Source organism: Synechococcus sp. HIMB2401, assembly GCF_042883245.1.
GTDB lineage: Bacteria > Cyanobacteriota > Cyanobacteriia > PCC-6307 > Cyanobiaceae > Parasynechococcus.
On record NZ_JBDJKK010000003.1, the window covers coordinates 81,330 to 104,672 of the forward strand.

Below are 23,343 nucleotides of genomic sequence, written 5' to 3' on the forward strand. Positions count from 1 at the left end.
GCTCGTCCACTGCAGTGTTCCGCAAGCCCGCCCCGGATGGCCCAGCTCTTTTACGACTCCGACGCCGATCTCGGTCTGCTGAACGGCAAGACCGTGGCCATCATTGGTTATGGCTCCCAGGGTCATGCCCACGCTCTGAACCTGAAGGATTCAGGCGTGAACGTGGTGGTGGGCCTCTATGACGGCAGCCGCTCCGCCGAGAAGGCCAAGGCGGACGGCCTTGAAGTGCTGAGCGTGGCCGATGCCTCAGCCAAGGCCGACTGGATCATGGTCCTTCTGCCCGACGAATTCCAGAAGGACGTCTACGAGAAGGAAATCGCACCCCACCTGAGTGCAGGCAAGGTGCTCAGCTTCGCCCACGGCTTCAACATCCGTTTTGAGCTGATCAAGCCCCCCGCCGATGTGGATGTGGTGATGATCGCCCCGAAGGGCCCTGGCCACACCGTGCGTTGGGAGTACCAGAACGGCCAGGGCGTGCCCGCCTTGTTCGCCATCGAACAGGACGCCTCCGGCAACGCCCGCGGCATGGCGATGGCCTATGCCAAGGGAATCGGTGGCACCCGTGCCGGCATTCTGGAGACCAACTTCAAGGAAGAGACCGAAACCGACCTGTTCGGTGAGCAGGCTGTGCTGTGTGGCGGTCTGTCTGAACTCGTGAAGGCTGGTTTCGAGACCCTGGTGGAAGCGGGCTACCAGCCCGAATTGGCTTACTTCGAGTGCCTCCACGAAGTGAAACTGATTGTGGATCTGATGGTGAAGGGAGGACTGACCTCCATGCGCGATTCGATCTCCAACACCGCGGAGTACGGCGACTACGTCAGCGGCCCCCGTCTGATCACCGCCGACACCAAGGCCGAGATGAAGCGCGTTCTGGCAGACATCCAGGACGGCACCTTTGCCAGGAACTTCGTGGCCGAATGCGAAGCCGGCAAGCCGGAAATGAAGAAGGTGCGCGACCGTGATTCCCAGCATCCGATCGAGAAAGTGGGCAAAGGCCTGCGCTCGATGTTCAGCTGGCTGAAGGACGCCTGATCCAGCGCAAGCGCTGAACAGCCGGTGGCATCAGACACCATCACTCAGCTCACCCCCCGCTCTGTTGCCCTAACGGTGCAGAGCGGGGATTTTTGTTGGTTTCTGGCCACGCCCCTCCCATGAGTTCAGAAGCGTTGGGAGGCCTGCTGGTGATCGGGGCAGCCATACTTGATCGACTGATCGGTGACCCGCGCCGGTGGATCCACCCCGTGGTGGTGATGGGGTGGAGCATTCAGCAGTTGCGCCATTGGGTCGAGAGATGGGCGGGGGACCATCCGATCAAGCTGCGCATCGGGGGAGGCTTGATCAGCCTGATCCTTGTGCTTGGCAGCGTTCTGACGGGCTGGTGTCTGGAGCGGCTGCTGTGGCTTCCCTCCCCATGGGGATGGCTCAGCATTCCGATACTGACCCTGAGCCTCGCCAGCGCCCTGGCGGCTCGCAGCCTCAAGGACAGTGTGCTCGCCGTGGTGGATGCACTGCCCTCAGCAGCGGAGGGGGATCTCGAACCAGCCCGCCGGAACTTGAGCTGGATCGTTGGACGCGACGTTCAGAGCCTGGATCAAACGGGAATGCTCAGGGCCGCAGCTGAAACAGCCTCAGAAAATGCTGTGGATGGCGTGTTCGCACCACTGTTCTGGATGGGGATCGGTTCCCTGCTGTGGATGGTCTTGCCCACTGGCCCTGGTCCGCTGGCGCTGGCCTGGGGCTTCAAGGCCAGCAGCACACTGGATTCCATGCTCGGGTACCGCAGCGGCCGGCTGCGCTGGTTGGGGACGGCTGGCGCTCGCCTCGATGATCTGCTCACCTGGCTGCCCTGCCGTCTGGTCATGCTGACGCTGCCCCTGGTCTGCCCACCCTGGACGCAATGGGCGCAGCGGGTGCAAGCGGCTGAGCGGGATGGCTCTGCGGATCCATCCCCCAATGCAGGTCGTTCAGAAGCGATCTATGCCCACTGCATCGGGATCCAACTTGGCGGCGAGAACAGGTATGGAGAACGCTTGGTGCAGAAACCTGTGCTTGGGGCCGGCCAACCAAAGACAAACGAGCTTTCGGTCAGAGCTGTTCTGAAGGCATCAAGCCGACTGGAGATCGTCTGGCTCAGTGGTCTTGGGATCATCCAATGGACCATGAGCCGCTGAACACAAGTCAGTAAGCACCGCGATCCATCGGAAGGAGCAACACACCAAATGTGCGCAGGATGATGGCAAAGTCCAGGCCGAACGAACGACCACGGGCATAGGCCAGATCAAGCTTGACCCGTTTCTTGTAACTCAAGTTGTTTCTGCCACTCACTTGCCAAAGGCCGGTCAACCCAGGGCGGACTGAGGCAACTTCGTCCATGTAAGGGCCATAACGAACCAGTTCCTTCGCGACGATTGGGCGTGGACCGACCACGCTCATCTCCCCACGCAGAACATTCAAGAACTGTGGCAGCTCATCAAGACTCGAGCGGCGCAGGAAACGACCCAGGGGAGTGATTCGGGGATCACGTTTCAATTTGAAGTCACGCTCGAACTCAGCACGCAGCGAGGAATCTGCCTCCAGAACACGCGCAAGAACGGCATCCGCATCGGCCCGCATGGTGCGGAACTTGATACATCCAAAACGCTGGTAGTTCCGGCCCACCCGACGCTGAACGTAAAACACAGGCCCCGGTGAACTGAGCTTCACCAATCCCGCCAGAAGCAGCAACAACGGAGAACCGATGCTGAGTACGGCGAGAGAAAAAACAATGTCTCCGCTGCGCTTGAAGACTCGGCCCCAACGGTTCTGATGGCGGATCAGCGTGCCGGTCGAAAGATCCGATGGCGGGGCTGAGATCAGCGCAAGGTGAGGCTTGTACTTGCCACGGCGAGCTGCACGCTCTGCGGACTGAATCGACGATGGCCGGGAGGCCGAGGTCAAAGGCTCAACTTGGGACTCACCACACTCAAAGTCACAGGTGCAGCACTGGCATCTCCGCAGGGTCACTCGCTGCAACGGCACAGCCCCGCTGATGAGCACTCCAGGCTGTTCGCAGAACCGATTCAAAGCGCGCCGCGAAGGCTTCCGGCCTGAAGCGCTCGGCCCACGCACGAATGGCTTCTGCATCCAGAGAACGCCAAATGCGTTCTTGTTCAAACCACTCCACGGCCTGCACCAACGACTCGACACTTTGTTCAGGGAACAGCACCCCAGTGGGCTCAGGAATCCCTGCAGCCGCACAACGCACCGTGTCCAACAAACCACCCCGCCCCAACCCAATCACCGGAGCTCCGGACGCCATTGCTTCCACCGGAGCAATGCCGAAGTCCTCCAGGCCGGCGTACACAAAGGCCCGACAACGGGCCATGAGCTCTTCCACCTGCTGCTGGGACTGACGGCCGAGCAAGGTGACCGTGGGACCAGCCAGAGCCTCCAATCGCGCCTTCTCCGGACCATCCCCCACCACAAGCAGGGGTAGGCCCAGGCGATTGAAGGCTTCCACCACAAGATCCACCCGCTTGTACGGGACCAAACGACACAGACAGAGGTAGACGTCGTCTCGATCGGCATTCCAGCGAAAGCGCTCCACCTCCACGGGGGGATGGATCACGCGGGCCTCCCGCCCCCAGTACTTGCGAATTCGACGCGCCGTGAAACGAGAGTTGGCAATGAGGTGGTCCACCCGCTGAGCACTGAGTTGGCCCCATTGCCGCAGAGCATGCAACTGCCAGCGAATCAAAGGGCCCAGACCACGCCGAGCCAGCGCCGAACGCTGCAGATAAGCGTGCATCTGGTCCCAGGCGTAACGCACGGGTGTGTGCACATAACTGATGTGCAGCTGGTCCGGAGACGTCAGCACACCCTTGGCAACCAGGTGGCTGCTGCTGATCACCATCTCAGCAGCACCAAGATCGATCTGCTCGATAGCAAAGGGCAGCAGGGGCAAATACTGCTGCACATGGCTGCGCCCCCACGGCAGGCGCTGAATCGGGCTGGTGAAGACGGATCGTCCGTGCACCCAACTGCCCAGTCATCGAGATTCGGCGTCGATCAGGGCCGCCATCTGCGGCTCGCAGCCGAGGCTGCGCAGAAGGGAATCAACCTCTTGAACAACCTGTTCTGCTCCACCGACAGAACGAGGCGAGAACCACTCATGAACAAGAGCAATGCGCTGAGGGAGGTGATCCGAAGCCGAGGCCATCCCTCTGGATTGAAGCGAACGCTACGAAGTCTCTCAGCTCATTGCAGGAGCAGGCCAAGATCACGATGCTGGTGCACATGTCCAGCACGAACATCACTATCAACATCCTCCTGGAGGAGGCGTTGAACGAACCGGACATCGGCACAACGAGCCGATTCCGTTGGCATGCCACAGCGGTGGGAATAGCGGCACTTTGGATTGACAGCGCTCCGCCATCAACACCGCCCTTTGAGGACGCGCTCAAAGAAGGGCTCAATGTGGGGCTCGACCTCAGCCGAGAGGAACGAGAATTTCATCAAGTGGAGCAGGGGCTGGTTCTGCTATTTCATTCATAAAAACAGCTCAGAAATACCCTCTAAAAACCCAATTAATAAGTTCGAAGCTCAAGCACTAGCGATAAGCCACTAGAGGCCTTGATTCATTAACTCTTAATCAAACAATCTCCTATTCGACGATCAACAAAAACGGAGAGGGTGGAAGCCCAATCCGCCATTTTTTGGATGAAGGTCTTGCCCATGCCCGTCATCTCAAGCACCTCTACAAGTCGCAAGAAACGGGGTTGAGCTCTATTGCCTGAAGGCATGGGAGAGAAAAGAAGAGCCCTGATGAAAGAGCTCATCTCTCTTGACAGCCAGGGCTGAGTAGCTGTTCGTAGCCCTGTTCTTCTTAAGCCTGCAGAGGAGGAACCGTGTTGTCACCCCAGTAGCTCCACATCTGGTTGTTCATCGCTGCTGTTGATCCATCACCGCTGGTCATCTGGGTGATCTGCCCAACGCTCAAGTTCCCGCCGGTGTAAACCGCTTCCAGGGTGCCTTTGGCATAGATGCCAATGCCGGAGACGCCTCTGGCGGTGACGTTCTCTTTAAAGGAGAGGTCTTGGGAGAAGACACCAATGATCTTGATTTGGTCTTTAGCATCCAGTCCCTCGATGAAATCAGTTTTTTCACCGTTAGGGCTGTTGCCTGAGGTGCCGTACCACCAGTTGTTGAGGTGTTGATCGGACTTAATCGCGATCAGGTCTGTGGAGCCATCACGCTGATCCTTGTAGGTGTTCCAGCCGAAGTCGCCGTGCAGCTCATCAGAGCCAGCACCACCGGTGATGATGTCGCGTCCGTTGCCGCCGTGGATCAGGTCATCACCATCACCGCCATCGATGACGTCCCAACCGGCAAGCCCCCTGAGGGTTTCACCGCCGGTGCTGCCATTGAGCACAGAGCCTTTGGGCACTCCATCCCAGGCGCTTTTGTTGATCTGCTTGCCCTGGATCAGTTCGCCGCCACCTTGTTTGGCTTGAACAACGCGGTTGATCTGGACCTTGTCGCTCCAGGTCTTCTCAACCACGTCCATCAGCTTGGTGTCAGTGACGTCCTGGGATAAGGCACTGATGGGTGTGGAGTCAGAGAACCACTGGCTGACAATGTCTCTGGCTGTTGAATCACTATCGATCTGAATTGTTTCCCAAGAGGGACTTGTTTTAGAAGATTTATCTTCTAGGTCAGTGTCGCCTGATTTCCCTGCCTCAAAAAGTTCCTTATCCTCGGGCTTCGCCCAGTAATCTTCTCCATAAAAGGGTCGATTTGATGCTTCAGCGTCATCTGATTCAGGAGGCGAAGACTCAACACCTCCATCCTCAGAGAGCTCTTTGTCGCCCGGGTTCGCCCAGTAATCTTTCCCGTAAAAAGGACGATCCGCCACTTAAAACTTGGAAATTCTTAAACATTATACACCAAAGATAAAACAGCCATTTCCGCGAGGCGTACGAGGCATATCTGGCTTCGTTAATTGATCCAGTAACGGGCTACATATTTCAGCTTCAGCCTTTTTCTGCCTTCGGCTTTAGCGAAATCAGCGCGCTAGGCAGAAGCCATTGCCCTTGTACTGCGATCCGCTGGGGCAGGACGTCCCGCTGCTGCCGCCAGCCCGGAAGAACTGGTAGTTCGGCTTAGTGGCTCTACAGAAGCCAGTGCCGCGGTATTGAGAGCCAGAAGGACAGGAGGTCCCACTGCTTCCCCCTGCTCTGAACGTCTGGTTCGCCTGAGCAGGAAAAGCCAAGAGCGAGAGGGGTCCTGCGCAGACCAAAGCAACACCGAAGCGCATTGGCTTAATTGGGCAACGTCCCAAAAAGCTAATCCCCTGAAACCGACTGCAGGACAGTCAATTTCGGGGGATGAAGCTACTAAGAATGATTCTCCGAAATACGGAGAGGGTGTTTGTCGATTTCATGCTCTGACGCACCTCATCGAACCAACACGGACTTATTTTTACCGAAATCGTCGAGAAATACCCTACTAATTACCCTACGACCGTTTCGCAGAAGTCCACGAACCCCTACGAACAACTCTGAACTGGGTCATCTGGATGCCATGCGGTCTGCCATCCATTTGGTGACCTCCTGTTCGTTCCAGACGACCGTGCGGGAAACCAACTGGATCTGCTTAGGGAAGGTTCCGTCCCTCATGCGGTCATAGATGAAGGTCTTGCCCATCCCCGTCATCTGAAGGACCTCTGAGATGCGGAGGAAGCGGGGTTGAGTTCTATTGCCTGAGGGCATTGGGAAGGAAAGAAGAGCCCTGATGACAGAGCTCATCTCTCTTAGCAGCCAGGGTTGAGTAGCTGTTCTTAGCCCTGCTCTTTCTTACGCCTGCAGAGAAGGAACCGTGTTGTCGCCCCAGTAGCTCCACATCTGATTGTTCATGGCTGTAGTCGAGCCATCTCCAGTCGTCATGTTTTGGATCTGACTGGTGCTCAGGTTGCCTCCGGTATAAACCGCCTCAAGGGTGCCTTTGGCATAGATGCCGATGCCGGTGACGCCGCGCGCTGTGACGTTGTCGACTACTGAAATATCAGGAGTAAAGACCCCAATGATCTTGATCTCATCAGTGGCATCTAAGCCTTCAATGAAGTCAGCCTTTTCACCATTGGGGCTATTGCCTGCCTTGCCGTACCAGAAGTTGCTGAGATGCTGGTCGGACTTAATAGCAATTAGATCCTTTGAGCCATCTTGCTGATCCAAAAAGGTGTTCCAACCGAAGTCACCGTGCAGCTCATCTGAGCCACTGCCGCCATCGATGATGTCGCGACCGTTTCCACCATGAATCAGGTCATCTCCGGCTTTGCCGAATAGCTGATCAAAACCTGCGAGCCCGCGAATTGTGTCGTCGTCAATTGTTCCTCTAACTATTGATCCTACAAAGCCGGAATCATATTCATTCTTCTGGACCTGCTTGGCTTGTATAACTTCTTGATCACTGCTCCCTGATAAGTCGCGATTTATTCTTACTTCTGCTTCCCATGTATCTGCAGTGACATAGTCAGTACGCAAATAATCACTTGTCGTATCACTGCTTGATTCGCTGTCGCTTGTGGATGAACTCGTGCTTTCAGATGAAGATGTAGTTGTAGTTGTGGTTGTAGATGAAGATGTAGTTGTGGTTGTAGATGTAGTTGTGGATGAAGTGGACGAAGATGAAGTGCTGCTTGAGGATGAGTCGCTGCTATCACTTGTGGAGGATGATGAGCTGCTAGTTGCAGCAGGATCATCGCCTAAAATTGTTATTGTCGATGTGCCCTGAGTTATCTGAGCAGGGACATCGTCAGTACTGGATGCTTCTATAGTGATCGTGACTGTTTCGTCGTTTTCTGTTGATGTATCTTCTGTTGAGTTGAAAGTAATTGTTTTAGAGGTTTCGCCTGAGGCAAAGCTTATTGTCGTGTTGACTGCAGAGTAATCAGAATTTGACGCGGTGCCATTAGAGCTTGTAACTGTCAATGATTGTGCAGATAAAGTGCCTCCAGTTCTTGATATCGTGATTGAGCCGCTATCTCCCTCGTTAACTTCTAGGTCGGAAACTGAAAAATAGGAAAGGGGAACCTCCGCAATGCCTTTGTTGATCTCGTATTGGGCGCCCCAGGTTATATCATTTGTTGGATCGTTCGGTACATCATTCCATTCCCCTGGAGATTCTCCAGTGAAACCCACTTGATCTGAATAGTTTCCAAGCATATGGACATATTGTCCATCGACTGCAGATTGATTTCCTATGTATGGGCGGTAGTCAGTTATTAAGCCCTGCCCGGCAGCAAAATTGTTATAAACATATTTATCTCCGTTTGACCAGGAGAAGTTCCCGTCTAGGTCGGCACTCAAGCCGATCCATAACCCGCCTCTGCTTGAATCCAGAGTGGCAGAAGAGAATTGATTCAGAATAAAAATATTTTCATTTTCATCATTAATTGCCGCCAGATTTCCGCCTAAAGAAATTGCAATACTTTCTGCCTCTTGCCAGCTAGTGCTAGAGACGATCTTGTAGAAACTGCTGCCTCGAATGGAGCCCATGGAAAACTTGAGGGACAGCGCGCTTAATCCATCAATACTTCAGACGCATAGAAGTCGCCAAGGAGTAAGTTGCCGCTCCTTCCTCCCTTGACCTAATGACAGGGGAGGGATCTCAGCCCTGCTCAGCGCGCTAGGCAAAAGCCATTGCCCTTGTATTGAGATCCACTGGGGCAGGACGTCCCACTGCTGCCTCCAGCACGGAAGAACTGGTAGTTCGCTTTTGTGGCTCTGCAGAAGCCACTGCCGCGGTATTGAGAGCCAGAAGGACAGGAGGTTCCACTACTTCCTCCTGCTCGGAACATCTGGTTCGCCTGAGCAGGAAAAACCAAGAGCGAGAGGGCTCCTGCGCAGATCAGTGCAAGATCGAACCGCATTGGCTTGATTGGGAGACGTCCCCAAAAGCTAATCCCCCGAAACCGACTGCAGCACAGTCAACTTCAGGGGATGAAGCTACTGAGAACGATTCTCAGAAATACGGAGAGGGTGGGATTCGAACCCACGAGGGTGTTACCCCTACACGATTTCGAGTCGTGCGCGATCAACCGGACTCTGCCACCTCTCCACACGCCCTCAGGCGCACCCGCAGTTTAAAGGCCGACGAACCGGGCACCTGCTCCATGCTTCAGAAGCCAACGGCGTCCATGGACGCTGCAGCACTTCGATGCTCTCGACCCGCAGCTGACTCCAACTGCCTTGGCGGGCCAGACGTTCTGCCGATCCCGGCAACAGCGGGTGTACCGCTGGCAGCGGACGCCTCAGCACCCCCGTGGCCTGGACACGCCAGCCCTGCAGCAGGGGTGCAGGGCACTCAGGCAACTGCAGCTCGGTTCGTCCCTCACCCCCGCGAGCCTCGACCCGATTCACCTCCAACAGACCGGAACACCCCGAGGGAAAACGGCGCACATCGGCAAGCAAGCGCCCGCTGATCGCCACGGTCGCCGGTGGCGTCTGGATCAGGCGAGATGGATCGGCTCGGCTTGGCGTCGGCGCCCCCCACAACACCCCTCGAAGCACAAAGAGCGCCAGGAGACAGAGGGCAATGGCATCAGCAGAACGACGTCGACGCAGAAACCATCAGGCCGCTGTCTCGAGAGTTCCCCCTTTCAAGAGCGGGAAACCAAGGGCCTCCCGTTCCGCCAGCCAGGCCTCGGCCACCTTGCGGGCCAGGTTGCGGATCCGACCGATGGTGGCGGTGCGCTCCGTCACGGAAATCACGCCACGGGCCTCCAGCAGGTTGAAGGTGTGGCTGCACTTCAGAACGAAATCCAAGGCCGGTGCCGGCAGCTGCTTCTCGATCAGATCTGCCGCTTCCGCTTCATAGATGGCGAACAACTGCTTGAGCCGCTCGGGGTTGGAGGCCTCAAAGTTGAAGTGGCACTGCCCCTTTTCAAACGGCAGCCAGATCTCGCCATAACTGCGCTCGCTGTTCCAGCTGAGGTCCCAGATGCTTTCCACGTCTTGGAGATACATCGCCAGCCGCTCAAGCCCGTAGGTGATCTCAATCGAAACGGGCTTGCAATCGATGCCGCCGCATTGCTGGAAATAGGTGAACTGGGTCACCTCCATGCCGTCGAGCCACACTTCCCAGCCCACACCCCAGGCGCCGAGGGTTGGGGACTCCCAGTTGTCTTCGACGAAACGGATGTCGTGGTCAGCGGCCTTAATGCCCAACGCCTCCAATGACGCCAAATAGGTCTCCTGGATACCATCTGGGGATGGCTTGATCAGCACCTGGTACTGGAAATAGTGCTGTGCCCGGTTGGGGTTGTCGCCATAACGGCCATCGGTGGGGCGACGGCAGGGTTCGGGATAGGCCACGGCCCAGGGCTCAGGGCCAATGGCTCGGAGCACCGTGTGGGGGCTCATGGTGCCGGCACCCTTCTCGGTGTCGTAGGGCTGCAGCAACAGACATCCCTGATCTGCCCAAAACCGGTTGAGCGTGCTGATGATGTCTTGGAAATGCACTGGGCCGGGGCGTCCTGGGTTCCGATTCTGCCCAGTGGCCGGTCAGCCCTCCAAAGCCAGGCAACGGTGCAGGTGCGCGATGGCGTGATGGCGATGCGGATTGTTGCCGCTGGGACCAATCATTCCGAGCCAGAAACTGCCATCCCCCTGAAACACCAGGACGGGCTTTGCACCCCCCTTGCCATGGCAATCCAGCAAGGACATGCAGAGCTTTTCAGCCACCTCCGGTCCCTTGGGGCGCTGGCGCAGGCGACGCAACAGTGGATCCACCTGCGAGAAGGAGACGAAACAGGCGCGGTCGGAGTCGGTGATCAGGATCAGGCCATCCAGCCACTGCACTTCCTGAAGCAGCTCTTCAATGCGGGGCAGCAGCTTCGGCAGCGGAAACGCCAAACCGGAACCTCCCCTTAACGTTCTCTTCAGCTTTCCTACGTCAGCAGCGGGGTGTGTCGCAAGCGACGCAGGTCAAGATTTATGCCCTAATGATCAACAGGCCCATCTGTCCTGCCGCGAGCGAGCGGTGGTTCGCTTCGGCAAATCCCGCCTGCCGTGCCAGCCGCTCCTGTTCAGGCCCCGCAGGAAAGCGCTCCAGGCTTTTCTCCAGGTAAGCGTATTCCTCCCGTAAGCCCACAGAGGCGGCAGCGGGCACCACCAGGCGACGCAGATAGAAACGCTGAAAGGCAGCCGCCGCGCCGCTTTGGGGCAGACGGTTGAAGTCCAGCACCCCGGCACGCCCGCCGGGCTTCAACAGCCGGCACAGTTCCTTCAGCCCCTGCAGGGGGTCAGCCAGATTGCGCAATCCGTAGGCCATCACCGCACCATCCACGCAGGCACTGGGCAGTCCGGTGTCGAGGGCATCCCCTTGCTGGAAGGTCACCGGCAACCAGGGCTGCTGGCGCTGGCGCTGGCGGGCGCGCTCAAGCGGAGCAGCGGCGGCATCGAGACCAGTGACAGCACCAGCGGGGCGAACACAGCGCCCCAGCTCCAGGGCCAAGTCCCCTGTTCCGCAGCACAGATCCAGCCAATGCTCGCCTGCCACCGGCTTGAGGGCGCGCACCAACTGACGTTTCCACTGGCGATGCAACCCGAAACTGAGCACATCGTTGAGGCGGTCGTAGCGAGGAGCGACAGCGTCAAACAGCTGTTCCACCGCCGCGGGATCACCAGGCTTCATGGACGGATCGTCAGGCCACGGGAAAGCAGATCTTGCTTGATCTGTTCCACGGTGAGAACACCGTCGTGCAGCAACGAGGCCAGCAAGGCTGCGGAAGCATGGCCTCCCTCGGAGCCCACGTCCAACGCCTCAGCGATGTGATCCAGGCAACCCGCACCACCGGAGGCGATCACCGGGATGGGGACCGCATCGGCCACGGCCCTGGTCAGGGCGAGGTCATAACCAGCCTGGGTGCCATCACCATCCATGGAGGTGAGGAGGATCTCTCCAGCCCCGAGGCCTGCCACCCGCTGGGCCCACTCCACAACATCGAGGCCCGTGTTCTCGCGGCCTCCCTTCACGTACACATCCCAGCCGCCGGCATCGCGACGACGAGCATCAATGGCCACGACGATGCACTGGCAGCCGAACTGATCGGCCCCCTCTCGCACCAGCTCAGGCCGCCGCACCGCCGAGGAGTTGAGACTCACCTTGTCGGCACCGGCCCGCAACAACTCGGTGATTCCCTCAACGGTGCTGATGCCACCGCCAACCGTGAAAGGGATCGTGACCGATTCAGATGTGCGACGCACCATGTCGATCAGGGTGCCGCGCCCCTCATGGCTGGCTGCGATGTCAAGGAAAACGAGTTCATCCGCCCCTGCCCGGCTGTAACGGCAAGCCAGCTCCACTGGATCGCCGGCATCGCGCAGGCCAACGAAATTGACACCTTTCACCACCCGTCCCCGGGCGACATCCAGGCAAGGAATCAGACGCAGAGCAACCATCGATTCGGCGCAAAAGCGACTGTTAGGGTTGCGCCACTCTCCAAGCCTCGCAGGCCATGTCCCAGGCTGACGCCATTTCGATCGGCTCCAAGGTTCGCGTGACCCGCGTGCGTGATCGCATTCCCCAGGCCATGGTTGACCTTCTCAAGAAGGACGCCAACGGCACGGTGAAGGATTTCCGCACCGTTGACGGCAAAGGAATCGGTGTGGTTGTTGAGCTCAGCGATGGCTCCACCAGCTGGTTCTTCGAAGACGAAATCGCCGCCGCCTGAGGACTGACTCCGTGAGCGACGCGCGTCAGCTGCTTGGGATGAAAGGTGCCTCAGGCACCACCAACATCTGGAAGCTGCGGCTGCAGCTGATGAAACCGGTCACCTGGATCCCCTTGATCTGGGGGGTGGTCTGTGGTGCCGCAGCCAGCGGCAACTACGAGTGGCGTGTGGATCACGTGCTCGCCGCCTTCGCCTGCATGTTGATGAGCGGCCCCCTGCTGGCGGGCTTCACCCAAACCATCAACGACTACTACGACCGCGAGATCGACGCGATTAACGAGCCGTATCGGCCAATCCCGTCGGGAGCGATTCCACTGGGCCAGGTGAAGCTGCAGATCTGGGTGCTGCTGCTCGCCGGTTTGGGCGTGTCCTACGGACTCGACCGTTGGGCCGGCCACACCACCCCTGTGGTGTTTCTGCTGGCATTGGGTGGCTCGTTTGTGAGCTACATCTATTCAGCACCTCCGCTGAAGCTGAAGCAGAACGGTTGGCTGGGGAACTACGCCCTCGGCGCCAGCTACATCGCCCTGCCCTGGTGGGCCGGCCAGGCCCTGTTTGGGCAGCTGACCTGGGGCACTGCACTGCTCACCCTGGCCTACAGCCTTGCGGGCCTCGGCATCGCTGTCGTCAACGACTTCAAGAGCGTTGAGGGCGACCGTGAACTCGGACTTCAATCGTTGCCAGTGGTGTTCGGCATCAAACGCGCCAGTTGGATCAGCGCCGCGATGATCGATGTTTTTCAGCTGGCGATGGTTGCCGTCTTGATCGGGATCGGCCAGCATTTTGCAGCGGTTCTGCTGGTTCTCTTGATCGTTCCCCAGATCACCTTCCAGGACATCTGGCTGCTGAGAGACCCCGTGGCCTTTGACGTGAAATATCAGGCCAGTGCCCAGCCCTTCCTGGTGCTCGGCATGCTGGTGACCGCTCTAGCCGTGGGCCATAGCCCCTTGACCCAGGTGATGTGAACCGTTCCCGCCTGCACTGGGCACTGATCGCTGGCACAGCAGCTGCAGTGGGGGTGGGCGCTGCTCTTAGCTTGCGCGCCCTGACGGAACTGGTGGATGCCAAGCTGCCTGATGCCCGGGGGATAGCCAGCTTCAATCGGCCGGGAACGATCACCCTGCTCTCCACCAACGGCAAGGTGATCCAGAAGCTGGGGCCAGCCACGCGGGAGAAGGTGAAACCCGGTGCGATGCCGCCAACGGTGGCTGAGGCCTTTATCGCGGCCGAGGACCGTCGCTTTTATCAGCACGACGGTGTTGATGGCTGGGGCATCGCCAGGGCCATCGTTACCAATGTCCGCCAAGGTGCGGTTCGGGAAGGGGCAAGCACCATCACCCAGCAGCTGGCTCGGACCGTCTTTTTGAGCCAAGACCGCACCATCACCCGCAAACTCAAGGAAGCGGCTCTGGCCATGAAGCTGGAGCGCCAGCTAAGCAAGCAGCAGATCCTCGAGCAGTACCTCAATTACGTCTACCTGGGGTCCGGCGCCTATGGCGTTGCCGATGCGGCCTGGATCTACTACTCCAAAACCCCGGAGCAGCTCACGGTTCCTGAAGCAGCCATGATCGCTGGGCTGCCGCCAGCTCCATCGATTTATTCACCCCTGGTGAACCCAGATCTGGCCAAGGAACGGCGCTCGATCGTTCTGGATCGCATGGCCCAGGCCGGATTCATCTCCGCCAGCGAGGCAGAGCGCGGTCGCAACAGCCCCCTCGGCCTGAAGCCAGCAACACCCAAGTACTTCAACAGTTCAGCGCCCTACTTCACCACCTGGATTGCCCAGGAGCTGCCCAAATTCTTGACGCCAGAGCAACTGGAGGTGGGCGGGGTCAAGGTACGCACCAGCCTGAATCTCGACTGGCAGAAGAAGGCTCAGCAGGTGATTCGAGCCAATGCCCCCTTCGACACGGAAGGCGCGATGGTTTCGATCGATCCAGGCAACGGACTGGTGCGGGTAATGGTGGGCGGCAAGGATTTCTCCAAGAGCCAGTTCAACCGCACCATCCTGGCGCTGCGCTCTCCGGGCTCCACCTTCAAGCTGTTTCCCTACGCCGCGGCCATTGATCGGGGAATGAAGCCCGAAACCAAAGTGTTTGATGCCAAGCGGTGCTGGAACGGCTACTGCCCAAAAAACTTTGGCAACAAGTACTACGGCAACATCTCCCTGGCCGATGCCCTGAAGAACTCACTGAACACGGTGGCGGTTCAACTGCAGGACATCGTTGGATTTGATGCCGTCATTGAGGTTGCCAACAACTTCAACATCGGCACCGATCGGCCTCTCGGCAAGTACTACCCCATGGCCATCGGGGCCTACGAGCAAACCATCCTCGACATGACCGCCGCCTATGCCGGCATGGCCAACCGCGGCGTGTTCTTCTCACCCAGCCCCTTTGAGGAAATCCGAGGACCGAAGAATGAGCTGCTTTGGAGCCGACGCCTGAGCGACAACCGAGGCAAGCGAGCGATTGATAGTGATGTGGCGGACACCATGAACTGGATGCTGCAGCGGGTGGTGACCGGCGGCACCGGCATCGCCGCAAAACTCGATGATCGCCAGGTGGCAGGCAAAACGGGAACGTCAGAGAACACCCGTGATCTTTGGTTCATCGGCTCGATTCCTCAGCTCACAACGAGCGTCTGGTTCGGATACGACGACGACCGCGCCACCAAGAGCACCAGCGGCGAGGCGGCATGGGCTTGGAAGCAGTTCATGCTCCAGATCAAGGACGAGATCCCCGTCCGCAACTTCCCCGACAAACCCAAGCTGAAACGCAAAGTGCGTTTGGCTGTTGACCCGAAAACGATCGCCAAGCCACCGAAGACCAAACCAGAGCAGGAGAGGGGGAATGGCAGCGGCGATCCTGATGGAGCTCAACCGACGGGGCAGACCGGCCTGCCCGATCTCACGCCCTTGGCGCCTCCGCCTCGCCAGACCCCCTATCTCTGGAGAGATAGGGGGTCTGGCAGGAGCGTTGATCGCCAGGGACGTCGCTGGAACCGGGATTGATCCAAGGCCTTAAGCCCGCTTCAGCACAGCCGAATAGAAGCCATCTCCTCCGCTGGCTTGATCCGGCCAGAGCTGGCTCTCCTGCTCCAGGCAGAGCGATGGATGTCGCTTCAACAACGCCTGGATCTGTTTCTGATTTTCATCGGGATGAATGGTGCAGGTGGCATACACCAACACGCCTTGGGGAGCCAATAACGGCACAAGCCCGTCCAGGAGAGCTTGTTGTTGGGGCAAAAGACCACGAATGGATTGGGGCGTCACCCGCCAACGGGCATCGGGGTGACGGGCCAGGGTTCCCAGCCCTGAGCAGGGGGCATCGATCAGGATCCGCTGAAAGGATTCACGCCATTGGGGGCGCTGCTCCAAAAGATTGGCAGCATCCGCAGCCAGGGCATTGATGGAGGCGAGGCCAAGCCGGGCGGCATTGGCTGCAACGCGCTTCAGCCGTCCGGCCGAACGGTCCACAGCCCAGATCTCCGCCTGATCTCCCACCAACTCCGCCACATGGGTGGCTTTGCCCCCCGGAGCCGCACAGGCATCCAAGATGCGATCTCCCGGCTGGGGATCGAGCAGAGGTGCAATCGATTGCGCCGAACAATCCTGCACACACCAATGGCCCTCGGCATAACCAGGCCAGTGGCGCAGATCGCCGCTGTGGCCTGAGATGCGCAGGCCGTCGGGACAACCAACGATGGGCTCGCTGTTGATGCCAGCGGCAGCCAAATCCTTCTGCACCTGCGAAGGGCTCGATCGCAACCGGTTCACCCGCAAATCCAGGTCCGGCACACGGTTGCAGGCGCTGGCCACCGCCGCGGCCCCCTCCGCCTCGCGCCATTCGATCAACAACTGGGTGAACCAATCCGGCAGGGAATGGGCCTGGGCGAGCTGAGCCGGCAAATCGTTGGGCAATGGGAGAGTTTCGCCGGCCTCACGCGTCCGCAGCGCCGCCCGAAGAACCCCGTTCACCACAGGGGCCAGCCGGGCCAATCCCTTGCTGGTTTTGGCCAATTCCACAGCGGTGTTCACCGCTGCTGAATCTGGAATCCGCTCCATCAACAGCAGTTGATAGAGCCCCACATGCAACAGCCAGCGCAGCTTGGGCGGTTGCTTCTCGGCCGGCACCTTGCCCAACCGATCCAACCAGGCATCGAGGGTGCGCCGTTGGCGGATCGCGCCATAGGCCAGCTCGGTCACCAATCCCCGATCCGAAGGCTTGAGGTCCCGCTCCCGCAGCACCCGCTCCAGCGCCACATCGGCATAGGCCCCAGCCGCAACCGCCTGCAACACATCCCAGGCGAGACGGCGCGGCAGCAGTCCAATCGGAGCCGAATCAGACAAAAGCGACACGCATCAGTCCCCAGCATGGGCGTCCGGGTGCCAGAGGAACTGACGCAGCGGCAAGCGTCCATCCTCATCCACCGGAATGCCCTCAGCCAGCAGAAGATCCCGCTGGATCCAGTCACTGCCCTCACGGCTGAGGCTCATCGAAATCCGGCCCTGAGCGTTCACCACGCGGTGCCAGGGAACGCTGGACGGGAGCTTGAGCCGCCGCAAGGCCCAACCCACCTGACGCGCACAACCAAAGGCACCGATCAAATCAGCGATCTGGCCGTAGGTCGCCAACCGAGCGTAGGGAATACGGGCCACCTGGCTCCAGACACGCTGATCAAACGTGCCGCCGGAGACGTACGGTTCAACGGAGGGATCCTTGGGCGGGATCTGGATGGCCACGGAAGCGCTGACTTCTTGATTGTCGTTCCAGACCCCAAAGCATGGAAGGACCCCACCTGTTGCTCTCTCCCGACTGACCGCCCATGCCCCTGCTGCCGCGACGGTTTGAGCGGCTGAAATCCGTGCTCAACCACCGCATGGCGGATCTCACGGTGCTGCTCGAACACGTGGAGAAACCGCACAACCTCTCCGCCATCCTGCGCAGCTGTGATGCCGTTGGCGCGCTGGAGGCCCACGCGGTGAGTTTTGACGGGCGAACACGCACGTTCAACAGCACGGCCCAGGGCAGCCAGAAATGGGTGCCTCTGCACGACCATCCCGACACCGAAACAGCCATCCGCCATCTCAAAGCGAAAGGGTTCCGGCTCTACGGAACCCATCTCGGGGTGGATGCCAAGGACTACCGGGAGTGCGACTTCACCGGCCCCACCGCCTTCGTGCTCGGGGCCGAGAAATGGGGGCTGACCGATCAGGCCCGGGACCTGATGGATGAAGCGCTGTTCATCCCGATGCGCGGCATGGTTCAGTCCCTGAACGTTTCGGTCGCCACCGCAACCCTGCTGTTTGAGGCGCTGCGCCAACGCCAGGTGGCCGGACTCGCTCCAACCCAGGGCGAAGGTCTGAAGCCAGAGCAGTACCAGCAGTTGCTGTTTGAGTGGTCCTACCCCGAGGTAGCCCGCTGGTGCCGGGAGCAGGAACGGCCCTACCCCGCCTTGAGTGAGGAAGGAGAGCTGATGGAGGAGTTGCCGCGAACTGTGAAGCTGCGCTGCTGATCCAAGGGAAGACTTGTATCTCCGTGAACCCTGGGCCATAACCAAAGCAGCGGATTGTCAGCAATGGACGACAAACAGCTGCACCAGTACGCGGTCACCTACCACTGCGGCAACGAATGGGGCGAAGAAATGCTCCAGTCCGACGATCTCAGCCATGCCGTGGAAGCGGCCCACGCCATCTTCCCCAGCTCCTGCCGGATTTCGATCCGTGAGGTGAAGGCACCGAAACCAGCCTGAGATCAGCGCGGTCGCCGCGGCACTCCAGGCAACTGAACCGCGGCGATCAACACCGCCGTTTCCAGCAGCAGATTGCGGCTGACCAGCACCACCACCAACATCAAGGTGGTGGCCAGGATCCGCTCGAGCAAGGCGATCACGTCATCGGTGCTGTCGCAGCTTGTTTTCCAGAGCAGCGCGGCCATGCTCAGCAACAGCAAGCTGATCCACCAGGCCATCACACCCGTGCCGATGGCATCAGTCTGACGCGGGTCGGGCTTCTGCGCCGCTCACCCAGGCCTCAATGCCTTCCCCAAGGAAGGACAGCCCCAGCACCAGCACAAACATCGCCAAGCCAGGGAACAGCGCGGTCCACCACACCCCTGTGGGCACTGCTGCAAGAGCCAGGTTGAGATCACCACCCCATTCAGGCACGGTCTCCGGCAGACCCAGGCCGAGAAATCCCAATCCGCCCAGCACCAGCACTGCATCGGCGGCATTGAGGGTGAGCAGCACCGGCACGGAGGTGATCACGTTGCGGAACAGATAGCGCCGCAGGATCCAGAGCGGGCCCGCCCCGAGGCTCTGGGCCGCCTCCACAAAGAGCTCGCTCTTCACCTGGGCGGTTTGATTGCGCACCACGCGGAAATACTGCGGCACGTACACCACACAAAGGGCGGCGGCGGCATTGGGAATGCCCTTGCCCAGCAGAAAGGCCAACACCACCGAAAGCAACAACACCGGCAGCGTGTAGAGCGTGTCCATTAGCAGCACCATCAGGCGATCGACAGCGCCGCCGAAATAACCACTCACCATGCCCAGGGGCACACCCACCAGCAGGGCCACACCCACCGCCAGCAACACCACCTGAAGCGCCACTCCACTGCCGGCCATGGTGCGCACACACACATCCCGGCCGAGCCGGTCGGTGCCGCACCAATGGGTCCAGCTGGGAGCGGAATAGATCGGGTTCTCCAGGCCGGCATTGGCGTCCGGAAGGACGCCAGCACTCACCAACAACGGCGTGATCAAGGCCACCAGCAGATAGATCCCCACAATCACCAGGCCCCAGCGGGCCATGCGGGTGGAGAGGCTGCGGGTCACAGGCAGGTTGGCCTCAGGCAGATGCATTGTCTCCCGAACTGCGGAAGAGGGTTAATTCCCCCCACCATCATTGAGCTTCAGCACCGCCATGAAGGCCTCCTGAGGCACATCCACCTTGCCCATCGCCTTCATCCGCTTCTTGCCCTTGGCCTGCTTCTTCAGCAGTTTCTTCTTCCGTGAAATGTCGCCGCCATAGCACTTGGCAAGCACATCCTTACGGATGGCACTGATGCTGGTAGAGGCAATGATCCGGCTACCAATCGACGCCTGAATAGGGATCTTGAACTGCTGGCGAGGAATCAGTTCCTTCAATTTCTCCACCAACGCCTTACCCACGTTGTAAGCCTTGTCTTGGTGGACGATCGTGGTGAGAGCATCGGCCCGCTCGCCGTTGATCAGCACATCCAGCCGCACCAACTGGTTCTTGCGGTAGCCGATCAAGCTGTATTCCATGGATGCATAGCCCTGGGTACGCGTCTTCATCTGATCGAAGAAGTCGGTCACCACCTCCGCCAGCGGCAATTCATAGATCAACGTCACCCGATCAGTGGTGATGTATTTCATGTCGATGTAATCCCCGCGCCGTTCCTGGCAGAGGCCCATCAAGGCGCCGTTGTAATCGTTCGGCGCGTAGATCTCCATGCGCACATAGGGCTCTTCGATCGACTCGCGCTTCTGTGGATCCGGAAGCGTGGCGGGGTTGTCCACCATCACCTCTGAGCCATCGATCATGTTCACCTTGTAGATCACCGACGGAGCGGTGACGATCAGATCGAGGTCGTACTCGCGCTCCAGCCGCTCCTGCACGATCTCCATGTGCAGCAGGCCAAGGAAGCCGCAGCGGAAGCCGAAGCCCATGGCGCTGCTGGTTTCCGGCTCGTACTTCAACGCCGCATCCGAAAGCTGCAGCTTGTCGAGGGCATCGCGCAGATCCGGGTACTGATCAGCCTCGGTGGGGAAGAGGCCGCAGAACACCATCGGCTTGGCCTCGGTGTAACCGGGCAAAGGCTCATCCGCCGGTGCGTTCACCAGGGTGATCGTGTCGCCCACGCGTGCATCAGCCACGGCCTTGATCGACGCCGCGAGATAACCCACCTCACCAGCGTGGAGCTCATCCACCTTCTTCTGATCCGGCGCCATGATCCCGATCTCATCGAGCTCATAGGTCTTCTTGCTAGCCATCAACAGCACTTTGTCTTTGCAGTTGATCCGGCCACTCATCACCCGGAAGTAGACGATCACGCCCCGGTAGGGGTCGTAATAGGAGTCGAAAATCAGGGCCTTGGTGGGCTCCTCCACCGCATCCTTCGGCGGGGGCACACGGTCCACCACCGCCTGCAGGATCTCGGGCACACCCATGCCGGTCTTGGCTGAGCAGGGGATGGCGTTATCGCAATCGAGTCCGATGATCGCCTCAACTTCTTCCTTGATCCGATCCGGATCCGCACCGGGAAGATCGATCTTGTTGAGCACCGGAATGATCTCGAGATCGTTGTCCAGCGCCAGATACACGTTGGCCAGGGTCTGGGCTTCCACACCCTGGCTGGCGTCCACCACAAGCAGCGCCCCTTCACAGGCCTGCAGGCTGCGGCTCACCTCGTAGGAGAAGTCCACGTGGCCTGGGGTATCGATCAGGTTGAGGACGTACTCCTCCCCATCGGCCGCGGTGTAGTTCATCCGGGCGGCCTGGAGCTTGATCGTGATTCCCCGCTCCCGCTCCAGATCCATGTTGTCCAGGAACTGGTCCTGCATGTCCCGGTTGGCCACGGTGCCCGTGTCCTGCAGCAAACGGTCGGCCAGGGTCGACTTGCCGTGGTCGATGTGGGCAATGATGCAGAAGTTGCGGATCCGTGAGACGGGGGCGTCGGTCATGCAGCGGCGGAATCCCGTCTCGGGTCCAGTAAGCGTCGTTGCCACAATCCTAAGGAGCGGCACCAGTGGTCATGAGCAATCCCTGGACCCTGCTGCTGCTGGCGATCAGTGCTGAGGTGATCGGCACCTCCTGCCTGCGCTTGTCGGAGGGCATGACCCGACCGCTGCCCACGCTGCTGGTGTTCAGCGCCTACGCCCTTGCGATGGCCCTGCTCTCCAAGGTGGTGCTGAGCATCCCCCTTGGGATCACCTATGCCCTCTGGAGCGGCATCGGCACAGTGGTGATCGTGCTGGTGGGGCGATTCGCCTACAGCCAGATGCTGCAACCCGCCCAATTGATCGGCATCGCTTTGATCACCGCTGGGGTGGTGCTGGTGAATCTCGGGGAATGACGCTCAGGCGGTGAGCCCCAGCAAGGCATCACTGCGCTCCCGCATCCGGTTCAGCACCTGCGGATCCTGCTGCGGATCTTCATGGATGCTGGGCAACAGCACATGCAAGCGTTGCTGCCAGGCGTCGCTGTCGAGCCGTTGCTTGAAGCAGCGCTGAAGCACCTCCAACATGATCGTCACCGCTGTGCTCGCTCCCGGGGAAGCCCCCAGCAGCGCCGCCAGGGAGCCATCACCGGAAGCGACCACCTCGGTTCCCAGCTGCAGCCGTCCGCCCTGCTTGCTGCGTTTGATGATCTGCACCCGTTGGCCCGCCACCGAGAGGGTCCAGTCGTCGGCGCGGGCGGTGGGCATGAACTGCTGCAGCGCCTCATGCCGCTCTGCTGGGCTCTGGCGAAGCTGATTAATCAGGTACTGCACCAGTTCGAAATTGGTGGCCCCCACCTGCAGCATCGGCAGCAAATTGGTGGCCCTTACGGAAGCAGGGAGGTCCAACAGGGAACCCTGCTTGAGAAACTTGCTGCTGAAGCCGGCAAAGGGGCCGAACAGCAGCGACCGCTTGCCATCGATCCAGCGGGTGTCGAGGTGGGGCACCGACATCGGTGGGGCTCCCACCGCCGCCTTGCCGTAGACCTTGGCCCGCTGACGGTCAGCCAGCTGGGCATCACCGCAGACAAGCCAAAGGCCACTCACGGGGAAGCCCGCGAAATCAGCCGCCTCCGGGATCCCGGAGCGTTGCAGCAGCGGCAGGGCACCACCCCCGGCACCAAGGAAAACAAAAGGAGCCCGCACTTCTTTTTTGCCCGAGGGCCCCTTGAGCACCACGCGCCAGTCGGCCTCAGTCATGTCGCTGCGACGCAGGCGTTTGAGGTCTTGAACCTGGGTGCCGTACTCCACGCTGAGCGCTCCGCTCTGCTGCAACGGCATCAGATAGGCCCGGGTGAGGGTGCCGAAATCCACGTCCGTACCCCGGTCAATCCGGGTGGCCGCCACCGGCTGCTTGAGATCGCGGCCTGCCATCACCAAAGGCATCCATTCGGTGAGCTCGCTCTGGTCTTCGCTCCAGCGCATCCGCGCAAAGGCCGGTAGGTCTTTCAGTTGGCTGAAGCGCTGACGCAGAAAGGCGATGTTCTCCGGCGTCCACACGGCGCTGATGTGAGCCGCCTGGTGGAGGAAGCTGCTGGTGTCGAGATCGCCCCGCTCCTGCAGCGAGCTCCAGAACTCCAGGCTGCGTTCAAACGAGGCATTGATGGCCACCGCTTTGGCCGTCGCGACGGTGCCATCCGCCTGCATCGGGGTGTAGTTCAGCTCGCAGTTGGCAGCATGGCCGGTGCCGGCATTGTTCACCGCTGCGCTGCTCTCCAGGGCAGGCGCCTCCAGGCGCTCCACCAGAAGAATCCGCAGCTGGGGGTCGAGTTCATGCAGCAGAGCCGCCAAAGTGGCGCTCATGATTCCGGCGCCCACCAGAACGGCGTCATAACGGGCCTCTGGATTGAACGAACCGTCGTGCTGCACCGGAGCTGGAGGGTTAAC

At 59.8% G+C, this 23,343-nt stretch carries 24 protein-coding genes, 1 tRNA gene and 1 pseudogene; 9 read left to right on the forward strand and 17 right to left on the reverse strand.

Features of this window, described 5'->3' with window-relative positions; all coding sequences use genetic code 11:
- Positions 1-36: 36 nt before the first annotated feature.
- Positions 37-1,032, forward strand: coding sequence for a ketol-acid reductoisomerase (ilvC, locus tag AAXE93_RS08395; RefSeq protein ID WP_114988451.1), 996 nt, complete (start codon positions 37-39; stop codon positions 1,030-1,032).
- Positions 1,033-1,151: 119 nt separating this feature from the next.
- Positions 1,152-2,171, forward strand: a complete 1,020-nt coding sequence (gene cbiB / locus AAXE93_RS08400; RefSeq protein WP_390129918.1) for an adenosylcobinamide-phosphate synthase CbiB — start codon at positions 1,152-1,154, stop codon at positions 2,169-2,171.
- 7 nt (positions 2,172-2,178) lie between these two features.
- Here cbiB and AAXE93_RS08405 read toward each other — a convergent pair whose 3' ends face one another.
- Positions 2,179-2,937, reverse strand: coding sequence for a sugar transferase (locus AAXE93_RS08405; protein ID WP_390129920.1), 759 nt, complete (start codon positions 2,935-2,937; stop codon positions 2,179-2,181).
- Positions 2,938-2,968: 31 nt separating this feature from the next.
- Positions 2,969-4,198, reverse strand: a pseudogene (locus tag AAXE93_RS08410) (glycosyltransferase).
- Positions 4,199-4,263: 65 nt separating this feature from the next.
- Between AAXE93_RS08410 and AAXE93_RS08415 the strand changes: the two are divergent.
- Positions 4,264-4,533: a hypothetical protein gene (locus AAXE93_RS08415; protein WP_186510609.1), complete on the forward strand. Its 270-nt coding sequence runs from the start codon at positions 4,264-4,266 to the stop codon at positions 4,531-4,533.
- 331 nt (positions 4,534-4,864) lie between these two features.
- Here AAXE93_RS08415 and AAXE93_RS08420 read toward each other — a convergent pair whose 3' ends face one another.
- The 9 genes from AAXE93_RS08420 to hisF all read right to left on the reverse strand — a co-directional run bounded on the left by AAXE93_RS08420 (position 4,865) and on the right by hisF (position 12,440).
- Positions 4,865-5,893 (reverse strand): hypothetical protein, encoded by a 1,029-nt coding sequence (locus AAXE93_RS08420; protein ID WP_390129922.1) that lies wholly within the window; start codon positions 5,891-5,893, stop codon positions 4,865-4,867.
- 655 nt (positions 5,894-6,548) lie between these two features.
- Positions 6,549-6,785: a helix-turn-helix transcriptional regulator gene (locus AAXE93_RS08425; protein ID WP_390129924.1), complete on the reverse strand. Its 237-nt coding sequence runs from the start codon at positions 6,783-6,785 to the stop codon at positions 6,549-6,551.
- Between the two features lie 48 nt (positions 6,786-6,833).
- Positions 6,834-8,534: a Calx-beta domain-containing protein gene (locus AAXE93_RS08430; protein WP_390129926.1), complete on the reverse strand. Its 1,701-nt coding sequence runs from the start codon at positions 8,532-8,534 to the stop codon at positions 6,834-6,836.
- A gap of 475 nt (positions 8,535-9,009) precedes the next feature.
- A tRNA-Ser gene (locus AAXE93_RS08435) sits at positions 9,010-9,096 on the reverse strand.
- An 8-nt stretch (positions 9,097-9,104) separates the two neighbouring features.
- The gene (locus AAXE93_RS08440) at positions 9,105-9,602 is read right to left on the reverse strand and encodes a DUF4131 domain-containing protein (RefSeq protein WP_390130241.1); all 498 of its coding nucleotides are present in this window, start codon (positions 9,600-9,602) and stop codon (positions 9,105-9,107) included.
- A gap of 6 nt (positions 9,603-9,608) precedes the next feature.
- The gene (gene glyQ / locus AAXE93_RS08445) at positions 9,609-10,499 is read right to left on the reverse strand and encodes a glycine--tRNA ligase subunit alpha (RefSeq protein WP_115008732.1); all 891 of its coding nucleotides are present in this window, start codon (positions 10,497-10,499) and stop codon (positions 9,609-9,611) included.
- 42 nt (positions 10,500-10,541) lie between these two features.
- A complete protein-coding gene (locus tag AAXE93_RS08450; RefSeq protein WP_114988475.1) occupies positions 10,542-10,892 on the reverse strand; it encodes a hypothetical protein in 351 nt (116 codons plus the stop codon).
- A gap of 79 nt (positions 10,893-10,971) precedes the next feature.
- Positions 10,972-11,673: a bifunctional demethylmenaquinone methyltransferase/2-methoxy-6-polyprenyl-1,4-benzoquinol methylase UbiE gene (gene ubiE, locus AAXE93_RS08455; RefSeq protein ID WP_390129929.1), complete on the reverse strand. Its 702-nt coding sequence runs from the start codon at positions 11,671-11,673 to the stop codon at positions 10,972-10,974.
- Positions 11,670-12,440 carry an imidazole glycerol phosphate synthase subunit HisF gene (gene hisF, locus AAXE93_RS08460; protein WP_390129932.1) on the reverse strand — a complete coding sequence of 257 codons (771 nt, stop codon included), beginning with the start codon at positions 12,438-12,440 and terminating at the stop codon, positions 11,670-11,672. The genes ubiE and hisF overlap by 4 nt, the downstream gene beginning before the upstream one ends.
- Before the next feature lie 56 nt (positions 12,441-12,496).
- Here hisF and AAXE93_RS08465 point away from each other — a divergent pair, with 56 nt between their 5' ends.
- Genes AAXE93_RS08465 through AAXE93_RS08475 form a run of 3 tightly spaced genes read left to right on the forward strand, consistent with a single transcriptional unit; the run spans position 12,497 to position 15,725 of the window.
- Positions 12,497-12,712: a DUF2862 domain-containing protein gene (locus AAXE93_RS08465; RefSeq protein WP_114988478.1), complete on the forward strand. Its 216-nt coding sequence runs from the start codon at positions 12,497-12,499 to the stop codon at positions 12,710-12,712.
- Positions 12,713-12,723: 11 nt separating this feature from the next.
- Positions 12,724-13,677 carry a chlorophyll synthase ChlG gene (gene chlG, locus AAXE93_RS08470; protein WP_115081950.1) on the forward strand — a complete coding sequence of 318 codons (954 nt, stop codon included), beginning with the start codon at positions 12,724-12,726 and terminating at the stop codon, positions 13,675-13,677.
- Complete coding sequence (locus AAXE93_RS08475) at positions 13,674-15,725, forward strand: transglycosylase domain-containing protein (RefSeq protein ID WP_390129935.1); 2,052 nt, start codon at positions 13,674-13,676, stop codon at positions 15,723-15,725. The genes chlG and AAXE93_RS08475 overlap by 4 nt, the downstream gene beginning before the upstream one ends.
- Before the next feature lie 9 nt (positions 15,726-15,734).
- Here the strand turns inward: AAXE93_RS08475 and AAXE93_RS08480 are convergent, their stop codons facing one another.
- Together AAXE93_RS08480 and AAXE93_RS08485 are read right to left on the reverse strand one after the other, a co-directional pair.
- Positions 15,735-17,072 (reverse strand): 16S rRNA (cytosine(967)-C(5))-methyltransferase, encoded by a 1,338-nt coding sequence (locus tag AAXE93_RS08480; RefSeq protein WP_390129937.1) that lies wholly within the window; start codon positions 17,070-17,072, stop codon positions 15,735-15,737.
- A gap of 3 nt (positions 17,073-17,075) precedes the next feature.
- Complete coding sequence (locus AAXE93_RS08485; RefSeq protein WP_390129939.1) at positions 17,076-17,456, reverse strand: MGMT family protein; 381 nt, start codon at positions 17,454-17,456, stop codon at positions 17,076-17,078.
- A gap of 83 nt (positions 17,457-17,539) precedes the next feature.
- Between AAXE93_RS08485 and trmH the strand changes: the two genes are divergently transcribed.
- Both trmH and AAXE93_RS08495 read left to right on the forward strand, forming a co-directional pair.
- A complete protein-coding gene (gene trmH / locus AAXE93_RS08490; protein ID WP_390129941.1) occupies positions 17,540-18,229 on the forward strand; it encodes a tRNA (guanosine(18)-2'-O)-methyltransferase TrmH in 690 nt (229 codons plus the stop codon).
- A 63-nt stretch (positions 18,230-18,292) separates the two neighbouring features.
- The gene (locus tag AAXE93_RS08495; RefSeq protein WP_390129943.1) at positions 18,293-18,466 is read left to right on the forward strand and encodes a hypothetical protein; all 174 of its coding nucleotides are present in this window, start codon (positions 18,293-18,295) and stop codon (positions 18,464-18,466) included.
- Positions 18,467-18,468: 2 nt separating this feature from the next.
- Here AAXE93_RS08495 and AAXE93_RS08500 read toward each other — a convergent pair whose 3' ends face one another.
- Genes AAXE93_RS08500 through lepA form a run of 3 tightly spaced genes read right to left on the reverse strand, consistent with a single transcriptional unit; the run spans position 18,469 to position 21,421 of the window.
- Entirely contained in the window at positions 18,469-18,684 is a 216-nt protein-coding gene (locus AAXE93_RS08500; RefSeq protein ID WP_390129945.1) for a hypothetical protein, read from the reverse strand.
- Between the two features lie 19 nt (positions 18,685-18,703).
- Complete coding sequence (locus tag AAXE93_RS08505; protein ID WP_170950569.1) at positions 18,704-19,576, reverse strand: ABC transporter permease; 873 nt, start codon at positions 19,574-19,576, stop codon at positions 18,704-18,706.
- Positions 19,577-19,600: 24 nt separating this feature from the next.
- Positions 19,601-21,421 carry a translation elongation factor 4 gene (gene lepA / locus AAXE93_RS08510; RefSeq protein WP_186542017.1) on the reverse strand — a complete coding sequence of 607 codons (1,821 nt, stop codon included), beginning with the start codon at positions 21,419-21,421 and terminating at the stop codon, positions 19,601-19,603.
- 71 nt (positions 21,422-21,492) lie between these two features.
- On the opposite strand from lepA, the gene AAXE93_RS08515 reads away from it, so the two are divergent.
- A complete protein-coding gene (locus AAXE93_RS08515; RefSeq protein WP_186542016.1) occupies positions 21,493-21,813 on the forward strand; it encodes a multidrug efflux SMR transporter in 321 nt (106 codons plus the stop codon).
- 3 nt (positions 21,814-21,816) lie between these two features.
- Here the strand turns inward: AAXE93_RS08515 and AAXE93_RS08520 are convergent, their stop codons facing one another.
- Positions 21,817-23,325: a malate:quinone oxidoreductase gene (locus tag AAXE93_RS08520; RefSeq protein ID WP_390130243.1), complete on the reverse strand. Its 1,509-nt coding sequence runs from the start codon at positions 23,323-23,325 to the stop codon at positions 21,817-21,819.
- Positions 23,326-23,343 lie beyond the last annotated feature (18 nt).